The 21,468-nt window shown below is 40.3% G+C and carries 14 protein-coding genes; 10 read left to right on the forward strand and 4 right to left on the reverse strand.

Features of this window, described 5'->3' with window-relative positions:
* Positions 1-4: 4 nt before the first annotated feature.
* From QNI22_RS00875 to uxuA, 3 genes are all read right to left on the reverse strand, one after another.
* A complete protein-coding gene (locus tag QNI22_RS00875; protein WP_314508710.1) occupies positions 5-1,297 on the reverse strand; it encodes a serine hydrolase domain-containing protein in 1,293 nt (430 codons plus the stop codon).
* A 35-nt stretch (positions 1,298-1,332) separates the two neighbouring features.
* On the reverse strand, positions 1,333-2,772 hold the full coding sequence (locus QNI22_RS00880) for a glycoside hydrolase family 140 protein (RefSeq protein ID WP_314508711.1): 1,440 nt from the start codon (positions 2,770-2,772) through the stop codon (positions 1,333-1,335).
* Positions 2,773-3,826: 1,054 nt separating this feature from the next.
* Positions 3,827-5,029, reverse strand: coding sequence for a mannonate dehydratase (uxuA, locus tag QNI22_RS00885; protein ID WP_314508712.1), 1,203 nt, complete (start codon positions 5,027-5,029; stop codon positions 3,827-3,829).
* Between the two features lie 187 nt (positions 5,030-5,216).
* Here uxuA and dctA point away from each other — a divergent pair, with 187 nt between their 5' ends.
* The 8 genes from dctA to QNI22_RS00925 all read left to right on the forward strand — a co-directional run bounded on the left by dctA (position 5,217) and on the right by QNI22_RS00925 (position 18,121).
* Positions 5,217-6,503, forward strand: coding sequence for a C4-dicarboxylate transporter DctA (dctA, locus tag QNI22_RS00890; RefSeq protein ID WP_314508714.1), 1,287 nt, complete (start codon positions 5,217-5,219; stop codon positions 6,501-6,503).
* A 2-nt stretch (positions 6,504-6,505) separates the two neighbouring features.
* A complete protein-coding gene (locus tag QNI22_RS00895) occupies positions 6,506-7,204 on the forward strand; it encodes a hypothetical protein (RefSeq protein WP_314508716.1) in 699 nt (232 codons plus the stop codon).
* 42 nt (positions 7,205-7,246) lie between these two features.
* On the forward strand, positions 7,247-8,131 hold the full coding sequence (locus QNI22_RS00900; protein WP_314508717.1) for an SMP-30/gluconolactonase/LRE family protein: 885 nt from the start codon (positions 7,247-7,249) through the stop codon (positions 8,129-8,131).
* A gap of 375 nt (positions 8,132-8,506) precedes the next feature.
* Positions 8,507-9,565 (forward strand): protein-glutamate methylesterase/protein-glutamine glutaminase, encoded by a 1,059-nt coding sequence (locus QNI22_RS00905; protein WP_314508718.1) that lies wholly within the window; start codon positions 8,507-8,509, stop codon positions 9,563-9,565.
* A gap of 430 nt (positions 9,566-9,995) precedes the next feature.
* Positions 9,996-11,201, forward strand: a complete 1,206-nt coding sequence (locus QNI22_RS00910) for a vWA domain-containing protein (RefSeq protein WP_314508719.1) — start codon at positions 9,996-9,998, stop codon at positions 11,199-11,201.
* A 71-nt stretch (positions 11,202-11,272) separates the two neighbouring features.
* Positions 11,273-12,382: an AAA family ATPase gene (locus QNI22_RS00915; RefSeq protein WP_314508720.1), complete on the forward strand. Its 1,110-nt coding sequence runs from the start codon at positions 11,273-11,275 to the stop codon at positions 12,380-12,382.
* Positions 12,383-12,385: 3 nt separating this feature from the next.
* Positions 12,386-15,286: a leucine-rich repeat domain-containing protein gene (locus QNI22_RS00920; protein ID WP_314508721.1), complete on the forward strand. Its 2,901-nt coding sequence runs from the start codon at positions 12,386-12,388 to the stop codon at positions 15,284-15,286.
* 321 nt (positions 15,287-15,607) lie between these two features.
* On the forward strand, positions 15,608-18,121 hold the full coding sequence (locus QNI22_RS00925; RefSeq protein ID WP_314508722.1) for a mechanosensitive ion channel family protein: 2,514 nt from the start codon (positions 15,608-15,610) through the stop codon (positions 18,119-18,121).
* Between the two features lie 707 nt (positions 18,122-18,828).
* Here the strand turns inward: QNI22_RS00925 and QNI22_RS00930 are convergent.
* Positions 18,829-19,494 carry a hypothetical protein gene (locus QNI22_RS00930; RefSeq protein WP_314508723.1) on the reverse strand — a complete coding sequence of 222 codons (666 nt, stop codon included), beginning with the start codon at positions 19,492-19,494 and terminating at the stop codon, positions 18,829-18,831.
* 266 nt (positions 19,495-19,760) lie between these two features.
* Here QNI22_RS00930 and QNI22_RS00935 point away from each other — a divergent pair, with 266 nt between their 5' ends.
* Positions 19,761-20,543, forward strand: a complete 783-nt coding sequence (locus QNI22_RS00935; RefSeq protein WP_314508724.1) for a fatty acid desaturase family protein — start codon at positions 19,761-19,763, stop codon at positions 20,541-20,543.
* A 252-nt stretch (positions 20,544-20,795) separates the two neighbouring features.
* Positions 20,796-21,215, forward strand: a complete 420-nt coding sequence (locus QNI22_RS00940) for a response regulator (RefSeq protein WP_314508725.1) — start codon at positions 20,796-20,798, stop codon at positions 21,213-21,215.
* Positions 21,216-21,468 lie beyond the last annotated feature (253 nt).

Consider the following 21,468-nt stretch of genomic DNA (forward strand, 5'->3'; position numbering starts at 1 on the left):
TCCATTAATCATTTATAGCCTGATAGATCATACGGACAAAAAGAGCTTCAGAGTTATCTCCAATCGCTCCCTGTGTTTGTTTCATCAGTATGGCTACTATTTTTTCCTGTGGATCTACAAAGTAGTTGGTATTGAAATAACCTCCCCAGGCAAAGCGGTTTATACTACCTTGACCTTTGTTGTGTCCCTGTTGATTCACTACGCGAAAGCCCATACTGAAATGAAATCCATCTTCTCCAAATAGATTACCTATCTGATCGGAGACAGTCAATAATTCCACTGTAGGTCGGCTAAGGAATCGTTTGCTGTTAAAAGTACCATCATTGAGCAACATTTGCAGAAAAGTTGCATAGTCCTTAGCAGTACTGGACAAGCCTGCACCTCCTGAAAAAAATGTTTTTGCTCCTTTAATGGGATACTCCGGATCATAAAATGTAACCGGATACTTAATCCATTGCTGATTAGCATCTGGTTTCTGAACAGGAACCAACCGATCTTTTTTTGTATCTGGCAGATAGAAATAGGTATCATTCATTCCCAGGGGCTCAAACAAGCGGGTACGTAAAAACTGGTCAAAGGTCATACCTGACCAGATTTCTATAAGGTAGCCTAATACATCAGTATTCAATCCATAGGTCCATTTCTCACCCGGATTATGCTGTAGTGGTAACTTTGCCAGCTTTTTGATGTTATCAGATAGCTTGACAGGTTGCGTAGTGAATAAATCAACAATACCAGCTTTAGCATTGATAGCATGAAAGCGTTCATCTCCTGAGATAATACCATAACTGATTCCAGACGTTTGTGTAAGCAGATGCCGTATGGTGATCTCGGATTTGGCTGGCTCTGTGGTATAGGTTGAGTCTTTCCAGTGAAAAGATTTCAGGACTTGTGGGTTTTTGAATTCCGGAATATAGAGCGAAACCGGGTCATCCAGTCCGAACTTACCTTCTTCATACAGCATCATCGCTGCTGTAGATGTCAACGCCTTAGTCATAGAGGCAATCCGAAAAATGTCATCTGTTTTCATATTTCTACCTGCCTGTACATCTGCTTTTCCCAGTGCTTTATGGTATACGATCTGCCCATTCCGAATGACAATTGCCACCATACCTGGTAATTTATTCTGGTCAATAAACTGTTGTAGAGAGTGGTCCAGCCGTTGCAATCGTTCAGAGGATATTCCTGCTGCTTCCGGTGTTTTTGCCACAACCAGTTTTTGAGGTTTACTGGAGTACTGGGCAAAGGTTGGGGCAAAGGAAACCCACAGAAGAAAGCTGAATAAAAGTTTTCTCATGGTGGATGTAGTGGAATATTGTGTAAAAGCTTTGTTTAGTTAATCAGACCTGGGGCTTTAAATTTTTTGGAGGAATCGTCTATGACCAGTATCCAGTCCGTTCCATTGGGAGGTGGAGTAAAGGTCTGAGAGGCTGTATCTTTTATGGAGCCACTTTTTGTTGCCTTTCCAGTGCGGGGATCAAACCACCAGATATTCTTTGATTTACCTGTTATTTTGCTCAAATCAATGGTAACAGGTTTACTTTGTGGCAAATAAATCAGGGCATAGGTACCTTGTTCATCACGGGTGGCTTGTACCAGATCAACATAGGTGCTGCCTTTATCTGAGGTGATCAGTGACTGGTCTGGAATTCGGGTAAAATAAGGACGTGAAAGCATAAGGTTTTTCAGGTATTGCATTTGGTAGGCGCCCTCTGCTTTAGCAGCCTTTTGCCAGCCTATAATAGTATCACCCGGATTAATAGGTGCATACAGATCTTTATTGAGAAACTGCCAGATCTGGTGGTGTCCGTAGGTTACCCCACAGGTCCCTGCAAATACACCTCTGTAGATACGTGCACGAACGTCATACGCTGTAAAATATCCGCGCTGACGTGTCCATTTGCCATCCCAGGGATTGACAGGATGATCTTCATAACAGGGCTCCATATCCAGTGTAGGTTTTAGTGGTTCCAGAGATAAGTCGTGAGTTACCCAGTTCCATACATCGGTTTCTCTTGCTCCATGACCAGACTGAAACGCATTCATGTCCAGCCAGTCTCTTAAATGAACGAATTTGCTGGAACTATTACCTCCTGATGGGTGATAGGTAATAAATACATCCTTCCCTAACACTTCCTGTATGCCTTGCGCCATAGCTTCCCATACAGGTCGGTCATCATGAATAGCTTTGTCATTTCCCTGATACACAGCCGGACGATCTCCCCCCAGTATCCATACCACATTCCATTGTTTACCATATCGTTTAGCGAGAGTAGTTGCATAAGCTTTGGCATTTTCAGGATTAAAAATTCTGGGTCCATCCCCCCAGAGATCTGCTACTTTATCTCCCCATGTAGGCAATAAACCAATATATAGCCCTTTTTCAGCTGCCTTATTGATAACAAAATCTACATTATCCCAATAGTCATATTCGTCTGCATTGGTTGGACTGGAGCCGGGTGTAATGGCTAGCTTTGTTGGATCAGCATTGACAAGTGGAAAATCACCATATCTGTTCGGCTGCCGGATACCTTCAAACTCGGCCAGTGCCACTGCCTGAATGACATTGAATCCCTGCTGGCGACGAATTTCCAGAAATTCTTCTGCTTCTTCTCTGGTGAGACGATGAAAGATTTCCCAATCTGTATCTCCCAGCCAGAAAAAAGGTTGTCCGTCTTTAGTAGCAAGATAACGATGATTATCACTTACCCTAATTTGAGCAAAGCTGATTAGTGAAAAAAGAAAGACTAAAAGTGAAGAGATAAAACGCATAATACATAGAGTGTTTGTAAACAGGAATCTAAAAGTAACTTTTTATTTTACCTTTAAAAAGTTGAACTATTTTAATGGTTTTTAGGGAAAGATCCAGCTTTTATTTAAAAAACTTCCTTTTGTTGTGTAGCAACTTCCTGAAAATGTAACCATAAATCATACTAATCTCAGAGATATCGCTTAAGGGGTAAGAAGGGTCGGATGCGGGTCAGTTGCGGGCAAGATCTAAGTGATTGATAATCAATGCGGGTAAGAAGGGTAAGATGTTTAGAGCGAAACGGTAGCAGAAGAATAGCAACAGAAAGGGTTAGTATATGCTATATTTAGTATTTTCTTTTATATAATATATATAATACGTGTAGACTAGAAAATATTCCTACCCCTTCTTACCCTAACTGATTCTCAGGGCTTTACATCTAACCCGCATCCGACCCGCTTCTTACCCTTCTGACCCGCAGTTAATAGGTTCATTGTCATGTGGCTTCCTGTAAAAGTGGTTTAAAAATAAAGAAAATATACAGATGGTAAACCCTCTTTTTTGTCCTCCCTTTGGGATCTCGTGGCAAGACCGGCGGCCTGTGGATTTAGAGCGTATCTTTTCTTCCAGAAACTAGCGATGGCTCTATTTGTCACAAGATTCTTTCAGAAGGACAGAAAGGGGGAGATTCTTATAGTAAAAACAGAAAGGGAATGGACCTTTCGGACAAAAGGAGAGATCCTTTCAGGAGGAAAAAAGATTAAGAGGCGCAAAAAACAGAGCTTTTTCAGTTCAAAACTGCAAAAGAGATTATTGACCTGAACTATGCGCATGAAACTTTTTGCGGTGAATTCCGATCAAAAGGAATTCTTGCGGTTTATTCTATGCAAAAACTTTTTTGCGGTGAATTCAACGCATTGACAATATGGATGAGAGTAGGAGTATTTTTTTCGGTCAGAGAATTTTGCGTTGAATTAACCGCAGGAATTTTTTGCCGTGAACTCAGTTCAAAATTTATTTTGTGCTGAGTTCACGGCGGGTTATTCGATTCAGCGGGTATAGTGACCTGAAAAAGAATTATGGGAAAAGTGTTTTTTCGATACCCATTTCCAATCCACGAAGTTCGGCTAGTCCACGCAGACGACCAATCGCTGTATACCCTGGATTACTGCCTGATTTTTTCAGGTCATCGAGCATACGATGGCCATGATCCGGACGCATTGGGATCTGATGGTCATTGCGACCTACTTCACGACGCTTCTTTTGCTCTTCCACAATGGCTTTGACTACCCCATACATGTTGGCACTTCCTTCCAGGTGATTGGCTTCATGGAAAGACTCCAGTGGCTGAGGTTCTGTTTCAATCTGTACACTGCGCAGATGCAGGAAGTTAATCTTTGTTCCCAGGCGACTTACCATACCTGTCAGATCATTGTCTGCTCTGGCACCAAAAGAGCCTGTACACATAGTAAAGCCATTAGATGGAGAATCTTTCACTGCTAGTAGCTGCATAATATCATGTTCTGTACTTACTACTCGTGGTAAGCCTAAAATAGGGCGGGGAGGGTCATCCGGATGGATAGCCATACGAATGCCGGCTTGTTCGGCTACAGGGATTATTTCAGAGAGGAAGTAATACAGATTTTCTCTCAGCTCTTTGTCGCCAATATGTTTATATGCATTCAATGCCTCCTGAAATTGTTCCACAGTAAAGCTTTCCTCAGATCCGGGAAGACCGGCAATGATATTTCGGGTAAGCTTCTGAATGCCCGCTTCATCCAGGGCATCGAAGTATTGCTGAGCCTGATGCACAAAGGTTTCCGGATAGGTTGCTGTTGCTCCCGGACGTTTTAAGATAAAGATTTCAAAGGCAGCAAAGGCAACTGAATCAAAGCGAAGAGCTTCTGATCCATCGTCTACTACATAGTGCAGATCTGTACGGGTCCAGTCCAGGATAGGCATAAAGTTGTAACAGATAGTCTGAATGCCACACTGACCCAGATTGCGGATACATTCTTTGTACACATCAATATATTTCTGACGATCGGGCATACCGCGTTTGATGTGTTCGTGTACAGGTACACTTTCCACTACGGACCAAACCAGACCCGCTTGTTCTATTTCATTTTTTCGTTTTTCTATCTCTTCCACAGTCCATACTTCCCCATTGGGTATATGGTGAAGGGCTGTTACGATGCCCGTTGCTCCGGCTTGTCGAATATCAGCAAGAGATACTGGGTCTTTAGGGCCAAACCAACGCCAGGTTTGTAGCATGCTCATACAGTAAAAGGTGTGCGTTTAAAGTTAGATAACAGGGTTTTGTTTGAAGTTCTGCTATACAGCCCTCTATATATGCTTAGTCGCAAAATGGAAGGTTTTGTAGCATCTTCGAACTTTATGTGAATTGCTGGTGAATTTGAGTAGGATTTACGAGATTTACAACCTTCTGTTTACGCAATCTACATTCATGGAAAAAACACCGCGAAAAAAACTCTATCAATACCTGACTTTTCAGGTGTTGGTTGCCATTACAATTGGGATTCTGGTGGGGTACTATCTGCATGAGCAGATTCAGCAAAAAGCAATTGATCCGGGTGTTTTAAAGAAAGTGGAAGCTATTGGCAAGACGTTCATTAACATGATCAAAATGCTGATAGCACCTATTATTTTCCTGACTATTGTAATCGGAATCGGGAAGGTGCAAAATATGAAGAAGTTTGGCAGAATAGGAGGGAAGGCGTTGGGGTACTTTCTGATTGTGACCACTGTCGCTTTGTGTATTGGGGTGTTAACAGCTAATATTATTAAACCAGGATCGGGTATTGATCCTGAGAAGATGAAAAAAGAAGATGTCTCTCAATATGTAGAGAAGAGCAAAGAAAAATCCTGGGTCGACCATATTACAGAGATCGTCCCTCCCAATGTAGTAGGTGCTTTTGCTGAAGGCAATCTTTTGCAGGTATTGTTTTTCTCTATCTTGTTTGGTGTGGCTGTTTCAAAAATGGGCGAAGCAGGACAGTCGCTGGTGCATACCTTCGAGAAGATTCTACATGCGTTGTTTAAAGTACTGGGGATGATTATGGTTTTAGCACCTATCGGAGCTTTTGGGGGGATGGCCTATACAATTGGCAAATATGGATTAGAGACACTGATCCCATTAGGAAAGCTGATGTTATCCGTTTATCTGACAATGATCGTGTTTATTTTTGTTGTGCTCAATCTGATATGTCGGAGCGTAGGCATTAGCCTCTGGCATCTGTTAGGCTATATCAAAGAAGAAATTCTGATTGTATTGGGTACATCCTCTTCTGAGTCTGTCTTGCCCCGAATGATTGAAAAGATGGAACGCTATGGCTGCTCTGCTCAGGCTGCCGGATTGGTGATCCCAACCGGATATTCTTTTAATCTGGATGGGACAAGTATCTATCTGTCTATGTCGGTGCTGTTTCTGGCTCAGGTCTTTCATGTAAACTTAAGCCTTGGGGAACAACTTGGAATTATAGGAGTGTTGATTTTAACCTCCAAAGGGGCTGCGGGTGTAACAGGGAGTGGATTTATTGTACTGGCCTCTACACTTGCTTCTTTTCCGCAAATTCCTATTGAAGGTTTAGGTTTGTTACTAGGGGTAGACCGGTTTATGTCCGAAGCCCGCTCCATTACAAACCTGATTGGCAATGCGGTAGCTACTGTGGTGATTGCCAAAAGTGAACATGAGTTTAATCCGGTACTTTTAGAAAAGAAGATAATAGAATAACTATGGTTTTTATAGGAGTTGGAATAGGAATTTTGTTTTTGGCTATTATTTGGGTTTGTGTAATGGGTGATGATATCAGATATCCCCGAAGTGTGTATCCAAAAGTAAAAGAAAAGAAAATTGAACCAGCCTTTATTCCGGATGAAAACGAAAGAAGAAAAGAGGCAAAACAGTTTGTGAAAAGATTAGACGAACTGGGATATTTTAAATGGACAGCTCCGGAAGACCTTAGAAAAGTAAAGGCTCATATTGCTAAGTATTACGCCGAAGAGCAAACTTTTTATACACTTAGTGATGAAAATAACGCTTCTCTGGATTATCGGGTCTATTATTTAGATCCTGAGACTATATATCATGGTGGGGCAAAATCAGAGTTTTTGAGACTAGGTCGGACACTGGAGAAGCTAGGATTTGTTGTAGACCGGATTGAGCAAACTCTGACAGAGCAGAATACCTATACTTTGTATATGAATGATCTTGAATTTGATCTTATCCCTTCTCCATATAATTCTCCTGATGTCGATTTCGTTGATTTTATCAATGTGATTTTACAGAAAGAATTAAAAGTAGAAGAACGGTTATATGCTATAGAAGGAGACTATAGCTATGAAGTTATCTTTCTGGATCAAAAATTGTATCAGTTTCTTCGACAATCCAATCTGGATGAAAAAAGTAAACCTTTCCTGCTGAAAGGGTATTGACAGAATAGTAGTTTAATTTAATTTTCAATTTCCACTTATCGTATGAAATCTCTTTTAGGCACATTTGCTACCTTACTTTTGATTAATTCTGCTTTTGCACAAGATCTATTTGTTGCAAAAGATCTTACTGCTGAGAAACAATTTACTGTGAATATTGAAGGACCTATGGTCGATAAAAAAGGGAACTTATATGTCGTAAATTACCAAAAAGATGGTACCATCGGATTGGTAAAGCCCAATGGAGAAACTTCTCTTTTTGTAGAACTGCCTGCAGGAAGCACAGCCAATGCCATACAGTTTGATAGCAAAGGAGCTATGTTCCTGGCTGACTTTTCAGGACACAATGTACTTAAGGTTGACCCTAAAACAAAAAAAGTAACGGTCCATTGCCATAATGATAGCTTTAACCAGCCTAATGATATTGCTATCAACCGTAAAAACCAGTTGTTTGCCTCAGATCCGAACTGGAAAGAAAGCAAAGGCCAGATCTGGCGTATTGATACTGATGGCAAAGCAACATTGCTGGAAAAAGACATGGGCACTACCAACGGGATTGAGTTAAGTCCGGATGATAGAACATTGTATGTCAACGAAAGTGTGCAACGTAAGGTATGGAAGTATAATGTGGATTCTGTAGGAAATATTTACAACAAACAACTCTTCACCCAATTTGTCGATGGGGGTATGGATGGAATGAAGTGTGATGCTGAAGGAAACCTGTATATTTCCCGGTGGGGTACTGGTAAGGTCGTAGTTTTTTCACCAGAAGGCAAACAATTGCGCGAAATTCCATTAAAAGGTAAAAATGTAAGTAATATCATATTTGGTGGCAAATCCGGAAAAACAGCTTTTGTAACTTTACAGGATAGAGGCTGTCTGGAAACATTTCAGGTAGACGTACCCGGTAAACGATTTATGAAAAAGTAATAAGAGTATACCTGGGTCATCTTAAATTTGAAGACAGGAAAAAAGGTCTGTAAATAAGGAAAAACTATCCTTCTGAAAAGGAATACACTCTCTGTCCTCCTGAAAGGAACTCGTGACAAGACCGGCGGCCTTTGGATTCTGAATGCATTTTTTTCTCTCAGAACCTAGGCATGGCTCTATTTGTCATAAGATTCTTTCAGAAGGACAAAAGGGGGATTCTTTACAGAATGGCAGATAGCGGATGAACCTTTCAGGCGGACGAAAGGGGAAAGGATAATAGTAGGGATGATATAAATTGGAGAGGAAAGAGAAGAATGACTCAAGTATGAATAAGATAAAATACTAGTTATAGTATTTACTCATTGTAAGATGCGTATGCGGAAAAAAATTAGAGTACTGATTATAGATGATTCGGCTGTTGTAAGGCAATTGTTAAGTCGTACGCTGGCTAGTGATTCGGATATAGAAATAATGGGAACAGCTGCCGATCCCTATATCGCCGCAAGCAAAATCAGCAATGAAATACCTGATGTCATTACACTCGACATTGAAATGCCCCGTATGGATGGGATCACCTTTCTGCGAAAGATTATGTCCCAACATCCAATTCCGGTGGTCATTATCTCCAGTCTTACCACAAAAGGTACAGAAACAGCTCTGAAGGCACTGGAGTATGGGGCAGTAGAAATTATTTCCAAGTCTCAGCTTGAAGTGAATGCAGACGGAGAGGAACAAATCCGCATCTGTGATATTATCAAAACAGCAGCTAAAGTACAGCCTAAGCGCCGTAGCTTGTCAGAAATCGCTATCACACCCAAGCTAACTGCTGATGCCATGATAAAGCCTGTCGCGAATCGAAGTATGATTCAGACAACAGAAAAAGTTATTGCTGTAGGTGCTTCCACAGGTGGTACAGAGGCATTAATGGTTTTCCTGAAAGCACTTCCTCTGGATGCTCCTCCCATCATTATTGTACAACATATGCCCGAATTATTTACCAAGTCGTTTGCTAACCGCCTTAACACACTCTGTAAAATCTCAGTGAAGGAAGCGGAAAATGGAGATAGTGTAATTCGGGGTAGAGCATTGATTGCGCCAGGCAATAAGCATCTGATGCTAAACCGAAGTGGAGCCCGATATTATGTAGAGGTAAAAGATGGACCACTGGTAAACCGCCATCGTCCTTCAGTGGATGTATTGTTTCGATCTGTGGCTCAGTATGCAGGCAAAAACAGTGTAGGTATCATCATGACAGGGATGGGAGCTGATGGGGCACAGGGATTACTGGAAATGAAAACAGCAGGCGCGTTGACCATTGCACAGGATGAAAAAACCTCTGTAGTATTTGGTATGCCTAAAGAGGCTATTAAATTAAACGCGGTTGACAAAGTTCTTCCTCTGGAACATATAAGCAACCATATTGTAATACTTTGAGGAAAACTGTTTTCACTTACAGTAGAAAGGATTGGCATTTCTTGTACTCAGTCTTCTGGCATAATAGGCATTTTTTCAACGATATTTTCTTTTCCCTTTATCTAAATTCCTTTTTTACCACTATTTAGGTTCATTTCTATTTTCCTGTTTACCAGAGCCAATGTAGATATGAGTACAATTATATAAGGACTGATCTTATCTGATTACACTAGACAGGATGCTTTTTAAGGTAGATGATGCCATTTTTTTTGACTATCAAGACCTCAATCGATAAAGTAACAGTAATAAGGCAGCCGGTATGAGAATTTCCTGAATGAAAGGATCTTACCATACAACCTATGTAATATATACTCGGTTTTATTACCTGTTTATCTACAAGACTTTTGTAGATTGCCCGACATTATTGGATTATTTTGTTTTTTAGTAGGCTATGGCACAAAGCCCTTCAGTAGGGGATATATCCCGAATCTGCATACAACTTTTATTGAAAGAGCCCTTTTATGGACACTTTCTTATGGGGATTCCCAAAGAATTCTCTGATAAGATAAAGACTGCGGCGGTTGCGCTCTATAAAAAACAGATGATCAAATTAATGGTCAATGCTGAATTCTGGAATTCCCTCTCAGAGATTCACCAGTACGGATTGATCAAACATGAAGTTCTGCATATTGTGTTGCGGCACTTGATTCTGCAAAAAAGCTTTCCTCAGAAGAGATTATTTAACATCGCTGCTGATCTGGTTATCAACCAATATATTCAGTCTGAACAATTACCAGAAGGGGGACTAACCCTGGAGATGTTTCAACCCCTGTTGTCTAAATACGGTATTACACTGGAAAAGAAACAGGGGGTAGATTACTACTATCAGCAGTTAGCCAAAGTAATGCACTCTGTTAATTCCTCTGGTGAAGGTTGTTCAGATCCTATCTTCACTATTTTTAATGAAGACAATGATGAACTGGACAAACACTCTTACTGGGATGAGTTTCGGGAACTGGAAAGTGGTGAACTGAAAGTAATGGAGCATCAACTAAAGCGATTAACCAAGACGACTCTGGACAGGGTTAAACCCAAAAACTGGGGTGGACTGCCTTTGGATCTGGTTGAGGCATTGCAACAGATTGTATTGGAAGAACCCAAAATAAACTGGAAAAGGGCTCTACGACTTTTCGCTGCCTCCAGCAATAGCACCTATGTGAAAAATACCATTCGTCGGGCATCCAAACGGTATGGAACGGTACCCGGAATTAAACTGAAACGCCGACAGGAACTACTAATAGCCATTGATACATCCGGCAGTATAAACCTGGAAGAGGTACAAAGTTTCTTTCAGGAGATCTATCATATCTGGAGGCAGGGCTGTATTATCACCATAGTAGAATGTGATGCCAAAATTCATAGAGAGTATGAATTTAAAGGAAAGTTTCCTGCCGATTTTCAGGGAGGAGGAGGAAACGACTATACAGAGGCTGTGGAGTTAGCAAATAAAACTATGCCAGATGGATTGATCTATTTTACGGATGGACACGTGTCTACACCCGATATAAAACCTCGTATGCCTGCCCTTTGGGTTATTTCAGTAGATGGCTCAACCCAATACAGAGCGAAAGATGAGCGGGTAATTCAAATGAATTAGATAAATACCTACTTTCAAGTAACAAAGTAACCATACATACTATTTTTTACTATTAAATTGATTGATCCTACATGGCAGCTTCTAATGGGTATGTTTTCTATGGAGTAGAATCTACTTCGCAGGAAGTACGCAAATTTACCGAACATATATTAAGGGCCAATCTGGCAGCAGAAGAGAAAGGACACAAGAAAACGCCTGTTTGTATCTGGGGGACACATGGGATTGGAAAAACAGAAGTGGTTCAGCAGATTGCCAGAGATAATAACTACCAGTTTGTCTATATTGCTCCAGCCCAGTTTGAGGAAATGGGCGACCTGATTGGAATGCCCGCCATTGAAAATGGGAAAACCGTATTCCGTGCTCCGGAATGGGTGCCTACACAACCAGGACCGGGAGTCTTATTGATTGATGACGTGAATAGGGCTGATGACCGGATTCTACGAGGGATTATGCAATTGTTGCAGAATTACGAACTGGTAAGCTGGAAGTTACCGTATCAGTGGCAGATTGTGTTGACTGCCAATCCCGATGGAGGCAATTATTCTGTAACACCTATGGATGATGCCATGCTGACTCGTATGATGCACATTACCATGAAGTTTGACAGCAAAGTATGGGCATTCTGGGCCGAGAAAGCAGGCGTAGACCCGAGAGGGATCAACTTTGTACTTACCTATCCGGAAGTGGCACACGGCAGTCGAACTACACCTCGATCCCTTGTGCAGTTTTTTGATAGTATCAGCAGCATCAAAAGCTTGTCTGACGAATTGCCTCTGATTCAAATGCTGGCATCTTCCTGTCTGGACGAAGAAACTGTTACCTCGTTTATTTCCTATGTGCAGCAGAATCTGAGTGAGCTGATTTCGCCGGAAGAAATTTATGAAGCCAAGGATTTTTCCCGGCAGGTATACCATCCGGTTAAAAAGTGTGTAGACCAGGATGTGTTTCGGGTCGATATTATGGCTACCATCTGCACTCGTTTGATCAACCATCTGACTATTCAGAATATAAAGTTAAAACCTGAGCAGGTTAAGAATATACAGGAATTTATTAAGATAGATTTTCTGCCCAATGACTTGCGTCTTTCTTTGTTACAGGATCTGGTGCAATCTCCCAATGCAACACTAAAAATGGTGATGGCAGATCCGGAAGTAAGTCGGTTATTACTAAAGAAAATGTAAACTATGTCACTGGAACTGGAATATCAACATTATTATTATCTGTGGGGAAGTGGGCACGAGGTGAAAGCTATTTACCTGTCGAAGCCTGTCCCTGTTTCTGAATTAAAAACACGAGTGCCTAATATAAAAGGAATTCATCTGGAATTTGATAAGACAGAGTTCAAACCTGCCCGAATCAATCACGATGAATATTTGCTGGAACTGTTACAGGCATTTCCGTTAAAAGAATTAAAGATTGACCGGAGCCGTATTACAACGATTCCGGAAGTTCTCTGGACGCACCCATTGGAATTGCTGCAAATAGAATATGCTTCAGAACTAAAATCTATTTATGTTCCGGATGATGCTACATTAGTGCTGGAAAAACTCGTGATTAATGGAGAAGATACTGCGGTTAGCCCCAATCTATTTTCATCACCTGTTTTACATGAAGTCAACGTAACAGGGGTTCAGAGAGGACTAGAAGGTATAGATAAAGCTGTTACTCTTAAAAGACTTCAAATTGGTAACTATAAACATCAATCCCTGCCAATTGACTTTACGGCTTTACATCAGTTAGAGTATTTATCTATTGGTAATTCTGATAGTCTGGAGGTACTTCCGGATCTGACTGGACTAACAGGTCTGAACGAATGTTATTTTTATAAATTGCCTGTACTGGCTCAGATGCCTGCTGGCTGGGATAAGTTGCAACAGCTGACAAACCTGAAGCTATCGAAGATTGCCAGTGAAAAGACTCCTGTAACATTTAATTTCACACAACTTGATTCTCTAATACATCTGGAGGTCTTTTCCAGTCATTTCGCGGAAAATCCATTTGGGAAAATGCCTGCATTGACAGGAGTAGCTGTAACATACATGCCTGTTTCTGAGCTGCCTGCCTATCTTTTTCAAAGTCGACAACTTAAATGGCTGAAATTGGAAGGGTTACCACAATTAACAAAATGGCCGGAAGAAATGAAACAGTTTGACCAGTTGACTGTTTTGAATATACGAAGAACTGGTATTGAAACATTACCAGATTCGTTAGACCATCCTTTGCTGGAAAGGATATATCTGGAAGAACTGTCCCTGAAATCATTACCTGAGTGCTGGGCTCAACTAAAAAAGCTTACCTTGCTTTCCATAACGAATTGTCCGGATCTGGAAATACTTTCCAGTCTGGGAAAAGAGAACACTTCGCTGAGCCAGATAGAACTTACTAATTTACCAAAGTTAAGTGCGTTACCTGAGTCCTGGTGTCAACTGACAAAACTTGTTTTTTTAAGTATCAAAGATTGTCTCAACCTGGAGAAACTTTCTGATCTGGGAAAAGAAAATTTTTCACTGGATGAGATAAGAATTTCAAACCTGCCAAAACTAACTGCATTGCCAGATTCCTGGGATGAATGTCCTGTCTTGGCAAAGCTGGAGATTCGCCAGACCGGACTTCGCCAGTTTCCTGATAGCTGGCAACATATGAGTCAGTTAGCAGAAATTCGAACTTCTGAAAATAACAATCTTCAGTATATACCTGGGGTAGTGGCCGTCTGGCCTTCCTTACAACAAAACTGGATTGCGGAAAAGTGTATTCCTGCACACTATAGGTCATATGTCCGTGATTTACCTCATTTGTTACAGGAAACAGGCTGTACAGCTGAACAGCGAAAGCTGATAGGAACTATCATCTTTGCAGGAAAACAGGCATTGGCATCTTTTCCCAATGTAAAAGATCTGTTGGTGAGTCTGGTTAACAGGAAAAATTCACAGATCCGGCAATTGGTTTGGGATAATCTGTCAGTTTTAAATGATAATGTACCTGTATCTGACAAACAAACTACATTCTCTGTCTCTATTTCTGGCAGTACAAAGCGGGCTAAAACCTATTACAAAGAAAAACTGAAAGCCAGTGGGTTTGCCTATCAACAAAAAATAAGTGCAGATACCCAATGGATCGTAGTAGGTGATGAGCTAACACTACCATCTGATTTTTGGAAATACCCCCACCGTTTTCTGTCAGAAACAGAGCTGGATACCTTTCTGGATCAGGAGCAGCCTGGTTTTATGACTGCTCTGGAACAACCGGAACTGGAAAATTTGCGAAAATTGGTTTGGTCTAATGATCCTGTGAATGAAGAATTAGTATTGGAGATGATCAAAGGAGGAGGAATTCCGGATGAATTTGTCCCGGATCTGCTGATCGTGGCAAAAACAACGAGAGAAAAAAAGATAAAGGATAATTTGCGAAAGTTGCTGGCTCCGAAGCTATCTAAAGGCGCATCGCAGATTTTATCAAACCCGGTAAACCTGGGGCTAGGACGTTGCCCTTATTTACAGTATGAAAGAGTAGCTCCCGATTTTGATGTAGCTCAGATGGCTGTCTGTCATTATAAACGTACAGGCAAATTTTTGCAAAATTTTTTCTACCTGAAAAGTAGCCTGACCAATAGGTATCGAGCAGAGTTATTCAATCTCACTATTCCAGCTTTTACTGTAAAGCCACGCTATGTTACTTTGGGTGGCTGGAATTTTACAGATGCAGAGATTAACCAGATCCTGCAAATGGAAATATTTCAGGGACGATTAGAACGCCTGATATTGCCTAAATGCAATATAGCATCTATCATGGATTCATTGCTGCTTCACTCGGCAACATTACAGGATATTCAGGCATTTACGGATGAAAAGGTTGTACCTGCAGAACTGGAGAAGCTCTCCCGGCTGCAAAAGATTAACATTCATGGAGATAAACTAAAGGAGATTCCCGACTTTTTACCACGATTAAAGTATCTGAAAGAGATATTTCTGTATAGCAAAGAAGCTCTTGTCGTGCCTGAGAACTTTAAAGAACTGAAAAAAATGAAGAGGCTTTTGATACAGCCAATGCCTATCAATGCAGCTGATTTTAGCAATAAATTTATATAATCCACTATTCTGAAATTTACTTGTTAACAGCCCTGCCAGTTATTGTATGTATGATAATACAATAACTGGCAGGGCTTCTGTTTTTTAGCAAAACGGAAGAGATGAAAATCTGTTGAAATATGAGTTTTTATAGATAAGGTAAGTAATCGGATGGATATGTTATTTGCCCTGATTAGTATAACGCTGAATTTTAGGTTAAAGTCCATTCGTAACCAGTTCTCAGCAAACATACGTCTATGGATAAATTGAATATATGTACTTGTTTATTCAACTTATTGACAATCAATGCGTCGTTTACACTCTAAATCTCCATACTGGAGTATGACAAAAATCCTGATTCAGCAGTTTATCTGTATAGCACTGGATTTTGTTTATCAATTTGTGAAAAGAAAGGATAGAAGTGATTCTTTAGTTATTGTAACATTTCGATCAAAACAGATGGGTGTTATCCCAGACTATACAATCTCTGCCAATACCTTTCAGCAGGTAAGACACAGGAAGAGATATCCCTATTTTCTCTTGATTTTGGTTTGTCTGACTTTGCAGGTATTTCCGAAAAGAGCGGAGGCAGTCGTTGCCAAACCGAAGGAAAATACAAAAGGTCCTTCTATAACCGTAGATAGTCTGGTCAGTCAGATTGAGTCTATGTATACTACACTAAACCGTATCAATTTTCGTAATCGGCGTGGTTTTGCAACCAGAGAGATCGATCAGTATCTGCCTGAGGTTAAGTCTAACATTCAGATTATACGCGAGAATCTGGCACTTTACAAACAGGTAATAAATATCAAGAACCTGGAAACCATGTCTGTATTGCTGAAAGACATGAAGAGTGATCTGGAAGAGTGGCGTAAAACGCTGATTCAGCATAGTAAAGATCTGAAAGAAATGAATCAACAACTAGTTGAGCTTTCTCGTGACTTTAACCTGCGAATCCAGCAAACTTCTGATACCAGTGTGAGTCATCTATATACAACAGAATTAAAAGAATTAAAAGAAAAATGGGTAAAGTCCCGCAAAGCCACCAGTGAGAATATAGCTAAAATCAATCACCTGCAGGCTGTAGTTTCGGACAACTACTTTGAAAGTATAGAACTTCAGAACGAAGTACGGGATATGTTGCGACAGTCTGCCACAAAGACTGCCGGGAAAGAATATGATTTCTTATGGGAAACACCAGGTTCTGTAAAACAGGACGATGCCATTCCACAGATGGCCCGCAAATCATATGAAGGACAACGAAAAATCTTAAAATACTATATCGATAAAAACGGGAGTAGCCGTTTGGGTATACTGGCTCTGGGAGGATTATTCTTCTGGTGGGTGTTTTCTAACTTCCGGAAGATTGACAAACTACAGGCAACTGAAGCACTTTCGGATATAAAAATTCAATACCTGAAACGTATCCCTGTCATTTCCACACTGGTAGTCATTCTGATTCTGGCACCATTTATTGATCTGCATCCACCTTCTGCCTATGTGGATATGATGCAGTTCTTTTTGCTCATTACGCTTACAGTATTTATCTGGCGTAACTGGCCAACGAATCTGTTTTATTACTGGCTGGCAATCATTGTATTCTATGTTCTATTCCTGATTACCAACAACTTCCTTGCTCCAACACTAGGGCCAAGACTTTTGTTACTGGCATTGAATGTGGCTTCTGTGGTGTTTGGATTGTTGTTCTTCTCCCGTATACGCAAGGCATTATCCATTGTACGGTTTGTTCGTGTCGTATCTATTATCTACATTGTATTTAACGTTCTCTCCATTCTGCTTAACTTGTTTGGACGACTGAGTCTGGCCAAGACCTATAGCATGACTGCTATTTTTGGTATTACTCAAATCATAGGGTTGGCTGTGTTTATCCAATTGTTAACAGAAGCGATTCAATTGCATTTAAAGAAAAGCCAGCTTTCCAAAGGCATCGCTTCCCGATTTGATCAGGAAAAGATACAGAAGGTGCTTAACAAAGGGCTTTTGATCATAGCTATTGTGTTCTGGGTGGTCATCTTTACTATCAATCTAAATATGTATAGTATGGTGTTTGGCTCACTGGAACGCCTGCTTACTCGTCCACGATCATTAGGGAACACTTCCTTTACCTTAGGGAATGTTCTGTTGTTCTTTGCCATTATCTATATTTCCAACTTATTGCAAAAGAACATTGGACTTTTCTTTGGTGAGACTGATGATGAAACTATTCCAGACAAAAAAGGTTCTCGTCTGGTAGTGATGCGCCTGATTCTGTTGTTACTAGGATTCTTACTGGCCATTGCCGCATCTGGGTTGCCTATTGATAAAATCACCATTATTCTGGGAGCTTTGGGTGTCGGTATTGGTTTGGGTTTACAGAATATCGTTAACAACCTGGTGTCTGGTGTGATCCTTATTTTCGAACGTCCGTTCGAAATTGGCGATTCTATTGAAGTTGCCAGCAAAAAAGGGCGGGTAAAAGACATTGGTATCCGTTCCAGCCGACTTATTACTGCAGAAGGCTCTGAGATTATTGTGCCCAATGGAGACTTGTTATCAGGTCATGTGGTGAACTGGACATTGAACAACAACCATGTGCGTATAGAAATGATATTTAAGGTAGGCACAGGGGTAGATCTGGAAACAGTGAAATCGTATTTGCAGGAAGAGATTATGAAAAACCCGAATATCCTGTCCACAACGCCGCCGGACATACTACTTAGCGGAATTTCCGAGAAAAGCTTTGAGATTAAAGTCTTGTTCTGGATTAGCAATATCCGAAAAGAGCAAGTTATAAAAAGCGAAATACTAACCAGTGTCTATAAGCGATTTGTAGAACAATCCGTGCCGATTATCTGAGGTGAGAGAATTATAGAGAAAGCTAAAAAAGGTACAAAGAGAGTCGTGATGACCTCAATCGCGGAAGGTCGTTTAGGTGCGTGGGAATAAAAATTCTACGGACCTAGCGTTAACCCTTATTGTGTCCCATAACTTTTCTGGAAAAGAGATTTGTAAATAAAGAAAAAACACTCTCCCTATCCTTTTGAAAGGAACATCCACTCTCTGTCCTTCTGAAAGAATCTTGTGACAAATAGAGTAGCGTTTGGATTTGGAGAGAAAAAATACTCTCCACTCGGAAAAGCCGCCGGTCTTGCCACGAGGTCCTTTCAGGAGGACAGGAAGGAGATAGATCCTTTCAGAAGGACAAAAAAGGTAAGAAGGCAGGGAAAAGTGAGAGGCACAAAAAAAAGATTGTCCCCTAAAACCTGCAAAATTGAAAAAGTTATGTGACAAGATTAGGTGTTAGCCCTATGGGGCGAAGCTTTGGAATTTTTTGTCCTTTTTGGGTTATTTTTTTGGACAAGCAAAAAAGTAACAGGCCGCAAGTAGAACAAAGCTAGGGAATATGGAATAACGATTGGAAGAAGGCAAAAAAAGAAATAAACCTTTAAAAGTAATGGAATATAAAACAACAAGGTTGAAAAACAACTCAAAATAAAAGGAGTGTCAGGGGATTTGTAGATCCATCCCCTGAACAACTCTTATATACACCTGTTTGAAATATCTTACTTAGCTGGTTCTGTTTTGGTGAGTTGCAACTTAAACACACCATTCGTCAGTACCAGTTCATCTTTCTGATCTGTTCTTTTATAGCCATTTCCTTCCGGATCAATGTCTGAATCATACCCGGTTGCACTGGTTACAGCTTTGTCCTCCATTTTATTGATGATACGACCTACTCCGCCAAATGCGGTTGCGGTTGCTTTTTCTTTGAAATGAGTGCCATCCAGATTGGCTGTGAATTTTCCTTCAATCACGTTTGCATTAGAGGTTGTGACTTCGATAATTCCTCCATTTATATGGCGTGACTTGCCGACATGGTATTCCATTCGCGGAGTTTTTGTTTCTTCCACGTATTTGACAAACGCAATTCCTTTGTATTTACCTTCTTCTGCCAGTTGTTTGATCTCTTTATTGCTGTAGTTTTCTTCTACAATCAGGTATTGACCTACTTCGGGAAGTTCGGTTTTGTTAAAGTTAGCAAACCAGAAACGTAAGGATTTATCGGGTTTTACCGCATTGGCAGTAATATACCATACAGAGCCCATCCGAATACGACGGGGAGCTGTTTTAAATTCCTTGCCATCGATCTGCACACTGAGTGTATTTTCGTTTTGTGCAAAAACATAGCTGCTTGTTAGCAGAAGTAAACAAATAAAGACTGATTTCATAGGTGAGTGTACGTTTAGGTAGTAATGGATAACTAAAATTCAACCAGATGGGAAAGGATGTGTGATCTGCCTGATAATTTATTGACTGTCATATTGTTAGTCGGTAGTATGGATAATAGGTAAACAGGGGATATTTCCCACAGTGAATGTATTGGCAGAATTGTATTCTGAAGTGTGAATAAAAGCTGTTCAATTGTAAGTTACCTTGCTTGAAAACAAGGGTATAAATACTACATTGTAGCACAGAAAAACTAACCTGTATACCTATGACTCACACAGAAATACTTCGTACCGTAAAATGGAAAGACCTGCAGCAGCTATCTATTCGGGAGATGCTGATCGAGAATAACCTGACTATTCCCTGGGCATTGATTTCATGGTTATTTGCCTTTTATGGTTATTATATGCTGGCTTTGCCCTTCTCGGCTTTTTTCTTTTTAACAGCTCTGCGACAGGTACACAATGGATTTCACAATTCTTTGGGAACCAACAAAACACTCACCTGGCTGTCATTGTATATCAATAGCATACTGATGATGGTTTCTATTCATGCGGTAAAGTATAACCATATCAGGCATCATAAATATTGTTTGTCAGAAGAGGATTATGAAGGGAAATCGGCAGGTATGACCTGGTATGGTGCTATTCTGTATGGTCCTGTACATATGTTTCTGATACATAAAGTGACTTTGCAACTGGCAAATAAAAAGTATGTACGCAATGTATTACTTGAGCTTTTCTCTGTGGCAGTTTTTGTGGGTGTTATCTTCTATTTTAATATTGCGTTTTTGATCTATCATTGCATTGTTATGTTGATTGGCGAATTTCTGATGGCGTTTTTTGCCGTATGGACTGTACACCATGATACACATGAAGCACCAGAAATTGCCAGAACCCAAAGAGGAACATGGAAAAATAAACTAACATTCAGTATGTTTTATCATCTGGAACACCATCTGTTTCCTGCTGTACCTACAATAAAGTTACCAGAACTAGCCAAACGGATTGATGATGCCTTGCCTGAACTGAACAAGAAGCAAACTTTTTGAAAGCAAATAGTATATAGTCTTTCTGGGTAGAATATAAACAGGTTATTTATGGATGATATTCATAGGTAACCTGGTTTTTGCTTGTATAGGTATAAATAATTCACACCTGTAAGTGCCTTCAGTAACTAATTTGCAGTGTATTTTGAAAATACCTCTCAGGAATAGGTATGACTATTAGATATACTCTTCTTTTCTATGTATTTTTGGCCTTAGCAAACCGTTTACTTTACAATGGCCATACGCCATACCCACATGAAGCAAAATACTTTCTTTCTTTTAATTGCTGAGGATGATCCAGATGATAGAGACATGTTGCGTATGGTACTCAAAGAAAATTTCCCCCACTGGCAATATTATGTTGCTAACAATGGACAACTATTACTGGATTATCTGACAAATCGGCCTCTGGATTTACCTCCTGTTTCACTGATCATGCTTGATATCAATATGCCCATTAAAGATGGTGTAGAGACATTGATCGCCTTAAGAAGGTGTCACAATTATACTCAGTTGCCTATCGTTGCTTATTCTACATCAAAAACTATACAGGGTGTACATACCTTTATGCAGGCAGGTGGAACAGCTTATTTTCAGAAACCTTGTGATCTGGAAGAAATGATAGACATATTTTCCGGTTTATCTGAATTGGTGCCTGTTTCCCAGGGTCGGTAGGATGTATTCTGAAGATTAAAGTAGTTAGCTACTTTTGTTTGTCTATTGGTTGCTGGAAATGGATAGCCCGTCTGAAAATATAAAATAATAGCCATATCCTTTTTTCTGTTATTTTTACAAAAAATAAGTATATCAATCCTTATTTTTGCTTTGTCCTTCTTATTCAGCCTTTTAGCTGCTTCATAAAAAAGCAGAGCAATATTTTTTTCTCCTGTCGTTACTTTAGATAGTAGCAATGGAGTTTGAACAGATC

It is taken from the genome of Xanthocytophaga agilis (genome assembly GCF_030068605.1).
GTDB classification, from domain to species: domain Bacteria; phylum Bacteroidota; class Bacteroidia; order Cytophagales; family 172606-1; genus Xanthocytophaga; species Xanthocytophaga agilis.